At 46.8% G+C, this 14,882-nt stretch carries 8 protein-coding genes; 7 read left to right on the top strand and 1 reads right to left on the bottom strand.

Going from position 1 to position 14,882, the window contains the following annotated elements:
• Positions 1–81: 81 nt before the first annotated feature.
• From FPZ43_RS04850 to FPZ43_RS04820, 7 genes are all read left to right on the top strand, one after another.
• Positions 82–1,050: a FecR family protein gene (locus FPZ43_RS04850; protein WP_146380730.1), complete on the top strand. Its 969-nt coding sequence runs from the start codon at positions 82–84 to the stop codon at positions 1,048–1,050.
• 9 nt (positions 1,051–1,059) lie between these two features.
• Positions 1,060–4,485, top strand: coding sequence for a SusC/RagA family TonB-linked outer membrane protein (locus tag FPZ43_RS04845; RefSeq protein WP_261380988.1), 3,426 nt, complete (start codon positions 1,060–1,062; stop codon positions 4,483–4,485).
• Between the two features lie 11 nt (positions 4,486–4,496).
• Positions 4,497–5,936, top strand: a complete 1,440-nt coding sequence (locus FPZ43_RS04840) for a SusD/RagB family nutrient-binding outer membrane lipoprotein (protein WP_146380729.1) — start codon at positions 4,497–4,499, stop codon at positions 5,934–5,936.
• 29 nt (positions 5,937–5,965) lie between these two features.
• A complete protein-coding gene (locus FPZ43_RS04835; RefSeq protein WP_146380728.1) occupies positions 5,966–7,519 on the top strand; it encodes a DUF5689 domain-containing protein in 1,554 nt (517 codons plus the stop codon).
• A 64-nt stretch (positions 7,520–7,583) separates the two neighbouring features.
• The gene (locus tag FPZ43_RS04830) at positions 7,584–8,459 is read left to right on the top strand and encodes a glycerophosphodiester phosphodiesterase family protein (RefSeq protein ID WP_146380727.1); all 876 of its coding nucleotides are present in this window, start codon (positions 7,584–7,586) and stop codon (positions 8,457–8,459) included.
• Positions 8,460–8,604: 145 nt separating this feature from the next.
• Positions 8,605–10,443, top strand: coding sequence for a glycoside hydrolase family 2 protein (locus FPZ43_RS04825; protein WP_146380726.1), 1,839 nt, complete (start codon positions 8,605–8,607; stop codon positions 10,441–10,443).
• Positions 10,444–10,453: 10 nt separating this feature from the next.
• Positions 10,454–12,517 (top strand): beta-L-arabinofuranosidase domain-containing protein, encoded by a 2,064-nt coding sequence (locus tag FPZ43_RS04820; RefSeq protein ID WP_146380725.1) that lies wholly within the window; start codon positions 10,454–10,456, stop codon positions 12,515–12,517.
• 84 nt (positions 12,518–12,601) lie between these two features.
• Here the strand turns inward: FPZ43_RS04820 and FPZ43_RS04815 are convergent, their stop codons facing one another.
• A complete protein-coding gene (locus FPZ43_RS04815; protein WP_146380724.1) occupies positions 12,602–14,869 on the bottom strand; it encodes a GH92 family glycosyl hydrolase in 2,268 nt (755 codons plus the stop codon).
• Between the last annotated feature and the right edge of the window lie 13 nt (positions 14,870–14,882).

Genomic DNA, 14,882 nt, shown 5'->3' with positions numbered 1-14,882 from the left:
TTAACAAAAAGTTTATCCACTATTAACAATTTCTTTTGGTGGAATAGGGCTTCCCGGGCCTCTTTATGTAAAGATCACCAAATGAATTGGGAATTACTGATGAGGTACGTTAACGCAGAAGCAACGGCAGAAGAGATAGCCGCTGTCGAAGCCTGGGTTAGCGAAAAAGCCGAGAATAAAATTATACTGAAACAACTGCAATTAAAACAAAAACAGCTTACCCAGCCGGTTAGCGACGATGTAGTGCATAAGGAATGGGTAAAAGTGCTCGACCGTGTTTTTGAGCAAACAACACCCAGTCAGCAAAAGGGAAAAATAACTCGATTATTTGGCCTGCTTAGTATAGCTGCAACAGTGTTAATAGCCTGCTTTGCTACCTGGTATTCGCTACGGATACATCATGACAGTGCAAACAATGCCCCGGTAATTGTAAAAACAATTAAAGAACGCAGGCAGGTACAACTGCCCGACGGATCTGTAGTTTACCTGGCCCCAAATTCAAACCTTGTGGTGAGCAACAGCTTCGGCGGCAAAACAAGGGAGGTTACACTTACTGGCGAAGCGTTTTTTGATGTTAAGCACAATGCCCAAAAATCATTCATTGTAAATACCGCCAATAGTTCAAAAGTAAACGTATTGGGCACCTCCTTTAATGTCTACTCGCGCAAGGGTAACAATGAAGAAGTTAAGGTAGCCACCGGCCTGGTTGGCGTAGTTAACGGCAAAACAACCACCATGTTAAAAGCAGGTGAGCAGCTCAATTATATGCTGGCCAATGCAAAAATTAATAAAACGCCTGTAAATGTGAGTGATGCGGCCAGCTTGCAAAACGGTGTACTATACTTTAATAACAGTAATGCCGCACAAATAGCGCAAAAAATAACCCGCTACTATAATGTAAGGGTCGAGGTTGCCGCCTCTGCAAACAAGCACTCCGGCTTTAGCGGCGAAATGAAAGACTACGGCCTTGCCAAAATGCTGGATGGCCTGCACTATGCAACAGGCATCAAATACAGGTTTAAAAACGAAAATTCTATCCTCATATATTAATCAAACGCTATGTATCGTAAACTTTTACTTAACATGAGCAAGCTATTGCTATGCTGCTTCATTACCGCTGCAACGGTGCTGACAGCGACTGCCCAGATCAACAATAACAAACTCACTTTTAGCAATAACGTAAGCATTGCCCAAATAATTGACCGCCTGCAAGCGGTTTACAAATTCAGGGTATCATACGATGCCGATATCAACACAGGCAAAGTAATACACCTGGCCTCAAGGAATCTGGGCCTTGATGAGTTGATGAGGCAGGTAGAGATACAGGCCAACGTAGGCATGAAAAACATTGGCGGCAACCTGGTCATCAAAAAGCTTGATGTTGTAGCTGTAAGTGGCGTAGTATTCTCTGGCGATGATAACCTGCCGCTGATAGGCGTTACCGTGAGCAGCAACAAACAGATGCTGGGCATTACCAATGCCGACGGCAGGTTTAACATCCGTGTAACAAGTGGCGCAAACGTTACGTTCTCCATGCTTGGCTTTGAGCCGCAAACCACTGCCTTCGCCAAAAATACGAAAGATACCAAAATAGTAATGGGCATTACCAGCAACGCACTTAACGAGGTTGTGGTAACTGCACTTGGTATTAAACGCGAGGAAAAGGCGTTGGGCTATGCCGTTACCAAAGTAAGGGGCGAGCAGTTAACAGAAGCATTATCGAATAACTGGACGGATGCATTATCTGGCAAGGTGGCTGGTCTTAACCTTATCCGCTCAAACGGTGGCCCATCCGGTTCAAATAAAATTATTTTACGCGGCGAAAGTAACCTTACAGGCGAAAATGATGCATTAATTGTGGTTGATGGTGTGGTTATTAACCACGGTAGCGGCCGCCGCACGGATACCGGTAACGGCGCTTATCTCGACAGCGAATCGCCGGTGGATTTTGGCAGCGGCTTAAATGACATCAACCCAGAGGATATACAGGATATAACCGTACTAAAAGGCCCAAGTGCTGCTGCACTTTATGGCCAGCGCGGTGCCAATGGCGCTATAATTATTACTACTAAAAGCGGCCGCGTTAAAAAAGGCATTGGTGTAACAATCAACTCCAATACGGCCTTCGAGCAAATATCACGCTGGCCAGATTATCAGTACCAATACGGACAGGGTGCCGATGGCGAAAATTACTACTCATTTGGTGCCACTGCCGACGGCGCAAGCACACGCAGCACCAGCTCGGCATGGGGACCCAAGTTTGATGGGCAGTCGTATTTTCAGTATGATCCTATTACGCATACCGGTGGTACCACACGCACGCCATGGGTAGCTTACCCAAATGCACGTAAAGACTTTTTTGAAACCGGCAAAACATACACTAACAGCGTAACGCTTGATGGCGGTACCGATAAAACATCGGTACGTTTTTCGGCCACCAATGTTAAAAACACCTGGATACTGCCAAACACAGGTTACGGGCGTAACACGGTAGCGTTATCCGCTAATCAAAAGGTTACCGATAAGTTGCAGATCAATGCCAAGATCAGCTATACCAACAAAGCCAGCGACAACCTTCCGTCAACCGGTTACAACAATCAATCGTTGATGTACTGGAACATGTTTTGGGTACCAAATGGTGATTTAGCCTGGTTAAAAGATTACTGGTTGCCGGGTAAAACCAACATCAACCAAAGCTACCCGTTCAGCAGTTTCCCGGATAACCCTTACCTGATCTCGTACGAGATGCTGAATAAGTCTACCCGTAATGATGTGTTGGGTAACATACAGGCAACCTACAACTTTACAAAGGAGTTTAGCATCATGGTGCGTACTGCGCTTACCACATCATACGATCAGCGTTCGCAGCAAAGGCCTTACGATACCGAAAAGTTCAGGAAAGGTATGTTCCGTACGCAAAGCATCAATTCACAAGAAATCAACAACGATTTCTTGCTACGATATGCCAAGCAAATCAATAAGGATTGGTCGGCTTCCATATCTGCAGGTGGTAGCATGCTTGTAAATACGTACAACCGTGCCGACTTGCGTGCTGATTCGCTTTTGTATCCGGGCGTTTACACGCTGGCCAATAAGGCGGGTGTGTTGGTAGCTTACCCATACCAAAGCAAATACAAGATTAACAGCTTTTATGGTATTGCCACAGTTGGTTATAAAGACTTCCTGTTTATGGACATAACCGGGCGTAACGACTGGAACGGAGTTTTGGCTTCGGCTACATCAACCCGCAACGTATCGTTCTTCTATCCGTCGGTTAACTTAAGTGCTGTAATATCCGAAATGGTTAAAATGCCATCGTTTATCAGCTATGCAAAACTTCGCGGCTCATACGCCAGCGTGGGCAGCGGCGGGCAGGACCCGTATTTAACATCATATAATTATGTAGCAAGTGCCACGTTCCCCGGCGGGTTGTATAACCCAACGCTGGTGGCTAACCCCGATCTCCGCTCGTTACGAACAACCAGTGCTGAGATTGGTGCCGATATCCGTTTCTTTGGCAGCCGTTTAGGTTTGGATGTGGCTTTGTATAAAAGCAACACCAAATCGCAAATCTTGCGCAACGCACTCGATCCCGCAACAGGCTACAACGAGGCGGTGATAAACGCAGGCGATGTGCAAAACCGTGGTATCGAGATCACCGCAAACGGTACACCTGTTAAAACAAAAAGCTTCAACTGGAACATCAACTACACTTTCTCGGCCAATAGCAATAAGGTGATATCATTAACAAATGATCTGCCTTTAACATTGCAAAGCGGCCCGGGTGGCAGGGGCCAGGTAGTGGCACAAGTTGGTAACAGCATGGGCGCATTATATGGGCGTGGCTACCAGCGCTCGCCTGATGGCCAGATAGTTTACCAAAACGGCTACCCGCAATTGACAGACAGTGTTAAATACATCGGCAACTCTATCCCGCTTTGGAAAATGAGCATGGGCCACCAGTTTAGGTACAAACAGTTTAGCATGAGCTTTTTGGTTGATGCCCAATATGGTGCAGTGGCTTACTCGCTTACAGCTGCTGTACTGGCCGAGCAGGGTAAAACCACCAATACGCTACCGGGCAGGTACAACGGTATAATTGGTAACGGCGTAATCCGTAATGCTGATGGTACATACAGCCCTAACAATGTAATTGCACAGGATATACCAACGTATTACAATGCGCATTACGGCCGCGATAACGTAGAAGGTGCAACCTATTCAACCGATTATATAAAGCTGCGCGAAGCAAGGTTTGACTACAGCCTTAGCCCTAAAGTATTAAGTAAACTTGGTTTGCAGCGTGCTACGCTGGGCATTTACGGCCGCGATTTATTAACCATTACCAACTGGCCGGGTTTTGACCCTGAGTTTGGTACCCTTACCACCAATGCGCAGGGTACGCCAACCATTGCAAGGGGTTTCGAGCTGGGGCAGTTCCCTTCAACCCGCACCTTTGGTGTTAACCTAACTGTAGCCTTTTAATTATTATGACGATGAAAACCAATATACGTATCATTTATCTGGTAACATTAGTATCAGCTTTGTGCACAACATCTTGCACGAAGGACTTTAAAGAATTAAGCGTTAACCCTAACGCGGTCGAAAAACCGCTTCCGCAGGCTTTGCTGGCTCAATCAATAACTGATATTGTGGCTACAAACATGAACCGCAGCCAGCGCATACAAAACGAGCTGATGCAGGTAACGGTAAACATGGGCGACGGCGACGGCAAAATTTTCCGTTATGATGTACGCAAAGCCGAGGCCGATTATTTATACCGCAACTGGTACCTGGAGCTAACCAATCTTAACGATGTTTACCGCGGTGGTGTCGAAACAGCAAGCCCAACTTACCAGGCTATTGCGTTGATATGCCGCTCATGGGTATTCTCGCTACTTACAGATACCTATGGCGATGTGCCTTTTACCGAGGCCAACCAGGGCAAGGACGGATTGTTTACGCCTAAGTTTGATAAGCAGCAGGATATTTACGCAGGTATGTTTGCGCAACTTGAAGAAGCAAATACGTTGCTTAAAACAGGCGCAAATGTAGCATCATCAAGCGACCCGCTATTTGGGGGTAATGCTGCTAAATGGCGCAAGTTTGGTAACTCATTATACCTCAGGTTGCTGTTAAGGGTTTCGGCTAAAACAGAGTTGAATACGCCGGCCAAAATTACCGAAATGATTGATACCAACCCGGCCAACTACCCGGTTATGGCAAGCAATGATGATTCGGCCATATTAAAATGGACAGGCGTATCGCCGTACGTGTCGCCATTTGCTACATGGCGCCCCGCAGATTGGTATACACCAAAACTCGCCAGCTTTTTTGTAGATAACCTGAACGAGTGGAGCGACCCGCGTATTGGCCGCTGGGCCACCCTGGCCGATGGTGAATATGCAGGCATCCCAAGCGGTTACCAGCCGGGCCAGGCGCCGCCGTCGAAATCTACCCTGCTTACTTCGTTACAAACAGAGGCGCTGCTAGGCAATGTGATGAACTATTCGGAGTTGCAATTTATTTTAGCTGAGGCCGCCGCAAAAGGCTGGACAACCAAATCGGCCAAAACCTACTATGAAACCGGTGCCACCAACGCCATTAGCCTTTGGAACCTGACGGTACCAACCGGGTACCTTGGTTTCCAGAAAGTGAAGTGGGATGATACCTACACGCTGGATCAAAAGATGGAGCTTATACACAAGCAGAAATACTACGCACTGTTTTTTACCGACCTGGAACAATGGTTTGAGTATCGCCGTACCGGCCACCCGGTATTGCCTACGGGGCCGGGCTTCCTAAACGGCGGAAAAATGCCGGCCCGCTTAAGTTATCCAACATATGTGCAAACCAGTAATACGGCAAACTACAATGCCGCGGTAGCTGCACAGGGTGCCGATGATATTAACACCAAAGTTTGGTGGCAGAAATAGTTAAAACGGTTATCAGAAATTAAACAGATATGAAAATGAGATTTTTTTACATAATGCTTTGCCTGGCCGCTTTTGCGCTTGGCTCATGCAAAAAGCAGAATTTTGCCGAGGGGCAGCTTAGCCCAATTATTGCCGTGAGCGATTTACGCGCAATTTACAGGGGTAATGATGTTACTTTAACAAAAGATAACATGCTGGGTGCTTACCAAATTACTGGAACGGTAATCTCGAGGCCCGATTCGGGCAACGTGCCGGTAGGTGTAGTTGTGATGCAAAATTATCGCAGGGGCGTTTTGCGCGGCATCTCTTTTAACCTTGGCGACTTAGCCGGCACATATCACTCCGGCGATTCGTTGCTTATCAATGTTGAAAATACAGTGTTAAAACGTGTAAACGGCTCGCTACAAATAACAGGCCTTACACAGGCTAATATCCAAAAGGTATCAGAAAATAATGCTGTTAGGGTCACATCGGCATCAAGCTATTCTATCAAACAAAACCCGGATCAATATGAAAATACTTTGGTACAGATAAAAACAGCAACGGTATCCCCGGCACCAACGTTTGAGGACACATTTGCCGGCGACCGTTTTCTGGTAAATGGTGCAGACAGCATCATGCTGCATACCGAAGCAACATCAAGCTTTGCGAAAGCCAAACTACCGGCAAGCGCAACCGTAGCAGGTATTTTATTTGTTGGCCAGGATGCCAACGGCGGGCAAATATTGCAGTTATGGCCGCGCGGCATATCAGACGTGAGCGATATAACCGCCCCGCCAGACCCCAACGTGAATTTGGGTAAAGCACCGGTAATTATAACAGGCTACATCAATGATACCAAAGGTGCCGATGGTAATTACGAGTACTTCCAGTTCAGGGCTACCCGTGCTATCGATTTCAGTAAAACACCTATGGCTGTGGTTACGTGTACCAATGCAGGCACTGCTGCACCAAACGCAGGCGATGCACCGGGAGCAGGCTGGGCAACCGGTGGTGGTCGTACGTATAAATTTAACCTTACCGAAGGCACCGTTGCCAAAGGCGAGTTCTTTTATGTAGGTGGTAGCAATAAGCGTATCAACGGGCCAAACACTACCGATATCAGTTCTGCCAAATGGATTCGTGCTATAGCTTATGTAACTAACGATGGCGACGGTTTCGGCAGCAAAAGCTCGGGCTTGTTGCCAAACAGCGGTAATGCAGGCGGTATTGCCATTTTTGATGGGGTAACCGTTACCGAAGCATCTGTACCGGTTGATGCTATTATATTTGGCGGTACGGGTAAAACCACCATGTATAATGCTACAACAAATAAAGGTTACCGCGTTGCAGATAACGACCGCTATAGCAGCGTTGACGGCACTGGTGCAGCACAGCCGTTCTTTTTCCAGGGAACCAATCAGTACGTAATACCACACTCGACCCCTGCCGATGCCGGGATATTTGTAAAGTTGGGCGGTAATTTTGATGCAACGGCTAAAACCTGGATAACACCGCGCACATTTACTTTCCTGACGCTTTCAGCCACGGCCGGCTTAACCGACATAGAGGGCGGTGCCGACGGAAACAAATTGACTAACTAATATATTTTAAAACTAAGCCGCCTACATTGTAGGCGGCTTTTCTATTTTTACAAAAACGGTTAGCATGACTTATAAATTTACAAAAGCACTTACAATTGCAATAGCCACCCTAATCACGCAAACCGCCACGGCGCAGCAGACGTTTGATAAACAGGGCCATCGCGGTGGCCGCGGCCTTATGCCCGAGAATACTATCGCAGCCATGAAAAAGGCAGTCGATTTGGGCGTTACGCTTGAAATGGATATATCGTTCAGTGAAGAAAAGCTACCCATTGTATCCCACGACCAGTATCTCAATCCAAAATTCGTTTTAAAACCAAACGGCGATACGCTGACAAAAGCAGACGGTAAGGCACTTAGATTGTACAACATGCCTTATGGCATTATTAAGACATATGACGTTGGCAGCAAGTATTACCCGCAATTTCCGGAGCAGCAGAAAATGAAGGTGAATATCCCCTTATTATCGGCCTTAATTGATACTGTGGAAGCATACGCTAAACAAAAAGGAGCCAAGCCGCCGCATTACAATATCGAAACCAAGACTAGCCCAAAAGGAGATAATATTGAACATCCCGGGCCAAAAGAGTTTGTTGACTTACTGATAGGCGTTTTAAAAGATAAAAAGGTACTTGATCGCGTTATTATTCAATCGTTTGATGCCCGCACGCTCGAGATCATGCACCTGCAATATCCGCAAGTACCCACAGCCTGGCTGGTGTCAAATAAATTGACTCTGAATGAAAACCTTGCCACACTTTCTTTTAAACCCACTATTTACAGCCCCGATTATAAGATGGTAACCAGGGATGTAGTTGATGGCTGCCATGCTAAGGGAATCAAGATCATTCCGTGGACAGTTAACGATCCCGAAAAGATAAAGGAAATAAAGGCACTTGGTGTAGATGGCATTATATCAGACTATCCCAACCGATTGTAAGGTTTAAATTTGGTTGCCTCGAGCTCACCTTTAAAATCATACTTTTAAGAAGCAATTTAACGTAAAAGCAAAAACCGCCTTCAAATGGGCGGTTTTTTTATAAATTACAGCCGCAAAAGCATTTATAAACAACTAAAGCTCTATAATGAAAAAACTTAAACTTTGCCTTGCGTTTCTCACAGCGGCTAGCCTATCGGCCAATGCGCAACAAAGCAACTGGCACCTTATCAAAAACAGGATCACAACACCCTGGGCAGAAAAGGTAGACCCTAAAAACACGCTGCCCGAATATCCCCGCCCGCAAATGGTTAGGGGCAACTGGCAAAACCTAAACGGTTTGTGGAACTATGCAATCCAACCAAAGGCTAACAGCCAACCAACGGTTTATGCCGGTAAAATACTGGTGCCTTTCGCGGTGGAGTCGGCCTTATCGGGCGTAGGTAAAACCGTTGGTAAGGATAGCATGCTTTGGTATAAAACCAGCATCAAATTAAACAGCGCTTTAAAAGGTAAAACTGTGTTGCTGCACTTTGGCGCGGTTGACTGGCGTACAGAGGTTTTTGTGAACGGCAAAAGCGCAGGTAAGCACGAAGGTGGTTTCGATCCTTTCAGTTTTGATATCACGCCGTTCCTTAAAAGCGGTGCCAACCAGGATATTGTAGTAAGCGTCTGGGACCCGACAGATGATGGCCCGCAGCCGCGTGGTAAACAAGTTAAAAAGCCCGAAGGTATTTGGTACACACCTGTTACGGGTATATGGCAAACTGTTTGGCTGGAAGGTGTAGCCAATACGCACATTGCATCAACCAAACAAACGCCGGATATCGATGCTAAAACGCTAACGATTTCTGCCGATGTGGCCAACGCTAAGCCGGGCGACAAGATTAAAGTAACGGCCATGAATGGCAAAATCGTAATTGACGAAAAGACGGTTGATGCAGGTGCTACTGCCGTGCTTAATGTAAACAACCCTCACTTATGGTCAACCACCGATCCGTTTCTGTACGATTTAAAGGTGGCCGTGGTACGCGGCAACAAGCCTGTTGACGATGTCAAAAGCTATTTTGCCATGCGTAAGATATCGTTAGCGCCGGATGCAAACGGCGTACAGCGGATAATGCTGAACAATAAATTTGTATTCCAGTATGGCCCGCTCGATCAGGGATGGTGGCCGGATGGCTTATACACCCCGCCAACCTACGAGGCTATGACGTATGATATTGACAAGTTGAAGGCGATGGGCTTTAACATGATACGCAAGCACATTAAGGTTGAGCCTGCCCGCTATTACACCTATTGCGATCAGCAGGGTATGTTGCTTTGGCAAGACATGCCAAGCGGCGACCTTGGCAACGGATGGGAAAACCGCCCCGGTGTAATTGACCATGGCACTGAACAAAAGCGCACGCCCGAATCTGAAGGTTATTACCGTAAGGAGTGGACAGCTATTATGGCTGCATTGCATAATTACCCAAGCATTGTTGTCTGGACACCGTTTAACGAGGCATGGGGCCAGTTTAAAACTGTGGAGATAACTGAATGGACCATGAAAAATGATCCGTCGCGACTGGTTAATAGTGCCAGCGGTGGTAACTTTTACACTACCGGGCACATGGTTGATCTGCACAATTACCCTGAACCTGCCATGCCAAGGCCGGATATTTTCGGAAAAACTACAGCAGTTGTATTGGGCGAATTTGGCGGCTTGGGCTTGCCTGTTGAGGGGCATAATTGGCAGGAGAAGAACTGGGGCTATCAAACCTTTAAGAACGGTGATGACATGTTTAAAAAATACGCCAGCTTTACCGACAGGCTGCAGGAACTGATCACCTTGGGCCTATCTGCAGCGGTATATACCCAAACAACAGATGTTGAAGGCGAGATTAACGGCTTTTTAACGTACGACAGGAAAGTGATAAAGATGCCGGTAGAAAAACTGCACCAGGAAAACGTTAAGTTATATAACCCTGCATTAGTAAAATAAAACCAACGTCATGAATCAACTTAGTAATATTAGTAAGCTGCTGTGTTTATCATTTGTGATTAGTGTTGCCGGCATAAAATTTTCTTCAGCACAGGCAATAAAGGCTACAGTGCTAAAGAAGATTGATAACAATGCGGTAAATGCAAACTATGTAAGCAATAAAGCGCCGCTGCAAAGGGCATATTTTGTAAAGCTGCCGGTTGGCAGTGTAAAGGCGGGTGGCTGGCTTAAAAAGATGCTCGAACTGCAGCGTGACGGCCTTACCGGTAACCTTGGTGAGATAAGCGTGTGGCTATCTAAAACCGACAACGCCTGGCTTAATAAAGAGGGAAAAGGCAAGTACGGCTGGGAGGAATTACCCTACTGGCTAAAAGGCTATGCAAACATTGGCTACATGCTGGGCGATAAAAAAATGATTGCCGAAGCCAAATTCTGGATTGACGCCGTGCTGAACAACCAGCGCGATAACGGCGATTTCGGCCCTGCTGTTGAGCGTAACGGCAACCGCGACCTTTGGACTAACATGCCAATGCTGTGGTGCCTGCAATCGTACTATGAGTATAGCAAGGATCCGCGTGTAATTCCGTTCATGACCAGGTATTTTAAGTACCAGCTAACTGTGCCGGATAGCAAGCTATTGAAAGATTACTGGGAAAATAGCCGTGGCGGCGATAATATCGCAAGTGTGTACTGGCTGTATAACCGCACCGGCGATAAATTTTTGCTTGACCTTGCCGCGAAGCTTGATAAGAACACGGCCAACTGGCGGCAGGCAAACAACCTGCCCAACTGGCATAACGTAAATATTGCGCAGTGTTTTAGAGAACCGGCTACGTTTTATTTGCAAAGCCATGATCCAAAAGATTTGGATGCTACATATAACGATTTTAAGCTGATCCGCAATATTTACGGACAGGTGCCGGGGGGTATGTTTGGGGCCGATGAGAACGCACGAAAAGGATATGACGATCCGCGCCAGGCAGTTGAAACCTGCGGCATGGTTGAGCAAATGACATCAGACCAAATGCTGCTGGGTATTACCGGCGATACCTTTTGGGCCGATAACTGCGATGATGTGGCGTTTAATACTTTCCCGGCTGCGTTTATGCCCGACTACCGCTCATTGCGTTATTTAACTGCACCAAACATGGTGTTGAGCGATGGCAAAAACCATAGCCCGGGAATTGATAACAACGGGCCATTCTTAATGATGAACCCCTTTAGCAGTCGCTGCTGCCAGCACAACCACGCCGCAGGTTGGGTTTACTATGCCGAGAACAGCTGGATGGCTACGCCCGACAACGGCCTGGTAGCCCAGCTATACACCGAGGGCAAGGTAAATGCAACAGTTGGCAATGGTGCAAAGGTAACCCTTACCGAAACCACAAAATATCCGTTCCAGGATCAGGTGAATTTTACTGTTAACACAGCTAAACCAGTTTCTTTTCCGCTTTACCTGCGTATCCCTGCATGGTGTAAAAATGCTGAAGTAAGTGTGAACGGTGCGCCGGTTAAACTTGCTGACGCAAGCGGCGATTACGTACGCCTGGCCAAAACCTGGAGAAACGGCGATAAAATTATGCTTCGTTTACCTATGCAGATCACGTTGCGCGAGTGGGCCAAAAACAAGAATAGTGTAAGTGTAAATTATGGCCCATTAACTTACTCTTTAAAGATAGACGAAAAATACGTTAAGGGCGACAGTAAGAAAACGGCCATGGGCGATTCGGGCTGGCAGGAAGGTGCCGATCAGCAAAAGTGGCCATCTTTTGAGATCCATCCAACATCAGCCTGGAACTATGGTTTGATACTGGACGATAAACAGCCAGAAAAATCGTTTAAGGTTGTGCAACGCGCCTGGCCTGCAGACAATAATCCTTTTACCAATGCCGGCACACCTATACAAATTGTAGCGCAGGGGAAAAAGATTGATAACTGGGTGATTGATCAATACGGCTTATGCAGCGTATTGCCGCAAAGCCCGGTTAAAACCAGTGAGCCCGTAACGCAATTAACGTTGGTACCAATGGGTGGCGCAAGGTTAAGGATATCGGCGTTCCCGGTGGTGCAATAGTCTACTCATTAATATTTGCATAAAGCAAAAGCCTTCAGATTATTTGATCTGAAGGCTTTTGTGTTGATAGGTTATTGTAAGGATTTATTGCGGCATCGGCGCCGCAGATGGCGGCGGCGAACTTACGCCCCATGCTTTGTTGGCTACCGGACCCATCACCAACTCGAGCACACCACCGTTCGCAATATCACTATGGCTAAACCAGGGCTTGTCCCAAACCTTGCCATTTAACTTTGCAGATTGGATATACTTATTTGTAAATGATGCCCCCGGTGCTTTAATTTCAAAGTATTTACCATTACCCATATTCATTTTTACGTATGGAAAACAAGGGCTGCCAATGTTATAGGTAGGCGAACCCGGTGTAACCGGATAAAAGCCCAACTGGCTAAATACTACAAAGGCCGTCATCCCGCCACCGTCTTCATCGCCGGGTACACCCATCAGGTCGTTACGGTACCATTGGTCAAGCAGCGAGCGGATACGTTTTTGCGTGCGCCATGGGGCTCCGGCATAGTTATATAAATAGGGTATGTGAAAGCTGGGCTCATTAGCCATTGAAAACATGCCAACATTGCCCGTATGGTCTGGCAGGATGTTGTAAAAACTCCAGCGCGCCATAGGGTAGGGCTCGTTAAACATATTCTCGAGTGCATCAACAAATTTTTTATTACCGCCTACCAAAGCAACCAGGTCGCCTATGTTGTGCTGTACATCCCATCGGTATATGTATCCGTTGTTTTCGTCGTAGTAATCCCTTGCGCCCGGCCCGCCAGATGTACGATAGTCCAAAGGTTCAATAAATTTGCCATCCTTATCTTTCGGGTGGAAAAATCCTGTTTTGGGGTTAAACACATTGCGATAATTGTATGATGCCTTCAGGTAATGTTTTGCCTCATCAGCCTTGCCCAAATTTTGCGCAATTTGCGACAGGCACCATTCATCAAATGATGTACCGAGTGTAACGGCAATTGGCTGCCGCTTTTCCCATTTGCTAACGTTGGCCACGGTTTCTTCTTCGCCCGGTTTAAGTGCAGGGAAGTAGCCATTCTTTTTATAAAATTCATCAAGCTCGCCTGCCGGTACAGCGTGCGACCATGGGATAAGTGATTTGTCTTCTATAGCGCCCTTGCTTACCTCATAAGCTTTAGCCAGGTCAAAACCTCGTAAACCTTTGTTCCAGGCATCGGCAATACTAGCAATGCCGTGGTTGGAGTTCATGCCACGTTCGTCGCCAGCCACACCCGGAAAGGTGGGTAACCAGTTTTGGCCGGTTTGCTGTGCCGCCAATATGTATGATCGTAGTATGTCATTCTCAGCATCTTTATTAATCAGTATGCGCAGCGGGTGCGCAGCACGGTATGTATCCCAAAGCCAATCATCTGTATAAAATGGGTGGCCTTCATCGCTATGCACCTTCCCGTCGGACGCGCTGAAATATCGGCCGTCTTCACTGATATTTACTTGGCGCTCATAAGTGCGGTAAAGCGATGTGTAGAATACAGTTGTTTCCTTATCAGACGCGCCCGACACTGCAATTTTACCAAGCGCATTGTTCCATATGGCACGCCCAACAGCTGCAACGGCATTTACATCAAAGCCTTTTATTTCGCGCTCCAGGTTTTTCTTAGCCTGTTCTATGCTGATGAATGATACGCCATAGCGCATGCCGATACTTTTTGTCGATGCCGGATATTGCAACGCAATGGCAGCCTTTGGCTCGGCATTCCAGGTAACGCCGCCAGCCGCAGGTACGCCTACCTTAACCGGCGTAGCATCTGTAATTGCATAAAGGTAAACGGTAGTTTTGTTGCCTAAATCTTTGGAACCACTGATTACGTTGCCATTGGCCGTGATCTTTCCGCGCCTGCAATTAAAAACCAGGTAAGGGGTACCGGCTTTATCAAACGTTATTTTATAAACCGCGCTTTGGTACGATGGGGCATAATCTGCACCTATATTTAACTCATCAAGATATACCTTGTAACGGTACGGTGTAACTTGCTCCTGGTCGTAGCTCAAATTCATTTGGGGCGATATGCCGCTTTCGGCACCTTGGTAAGGATAAAAGTTAAAGCTGGATTCGGCCCGGTGTTGTGTAACTATCAGTGGCAGGCCGCCAATATAGTTGGTGGTGTAATCATGCCTTACCGGGAAAACACGCATCATGCTGTTTGGCAGGTGCGTTGTAGGATAGGTGGGCACAAGCATATGGCTTATGTTACCAATGTTTGGGTTAACGTAATCGACAGGTGTTTTTGCCACAGGCTTTTTTGGGCCGTCAATAGCGCTTGCAGTACCGAAGGTGCCGATCATAGCTATGGCAGATACCAGTAGTTTAGCTTTTATCATGAATTAGTTTGTT

Origin of the sequence: Mucilaginibacter pallidiroseus (assembly GCF_007846085.1) — a bacterium.
GTDB lineage: Bacteria > Bacteroidota > Bacteroidia > Sphingobacteriales > Sphingobacteriaceae > Mucilaginibacter > Mucilaginibacter pallidiroseus.
This window is presented reverse-complemented; position numbering and strand designations above follow the sequence as displayed.

Coding starts and splice junctions, on each gene's coding strand:
- FPZ43_RS04815 (WP_146380724.1), bottom strand. CDS start 14,869: ATGATAAAAGCTAAACTACTGGTATCTGCCATAGCTATGATCGGCACC.
- FPZ43_RS04825 (WP_146380726.1), top strand. CDS start 8,605: ATGAAAAAACTTAAACTTTGCCTTGCGTTTCTCACAGCGGCTAGCCTA.
- FPZ43_RS04845 (WP_261380988.1), top strand. CDS start 1,060: ATGTATCGTAAACTTTTACTTAACATGAGCAAGCTATTGCTATGCTGC.
- FPZ43_RS04830 (WP_146380727.1), top strand. CDS start 7,584: ATGACTTATAAATTTACAAAAGCACTTACAATTGCAATAGCCACCCTA.
- FPZ43_RS04850 (WP_146380730.1), top strand. CDS start 82: ATGAATTGGGAATTACTGATGAGGTACGTTAACGCAGAAGCAACGGCA.
- FPZ43_RS04820 (WP_146380725.1), top strand. CDS start 10,454: ATGAATCAACTTAGTAATATTAGTAAGCTGCTGTGTTTATCATTTGTG.
- FPZ43_RS04840 (WP_146380729.1), top strand. CDS start 4,497: ATGAAAACCAATATACGTATCATTTATCTGGTAACATTAGTATCAGCT.
- FPZ43_RS04835 (WP_146380728.1), top strand. CDS start 5,966: ATGAAAATGAGATTTTTTTACATAATGCTTTGCCTGGCCGCTTTTGCG.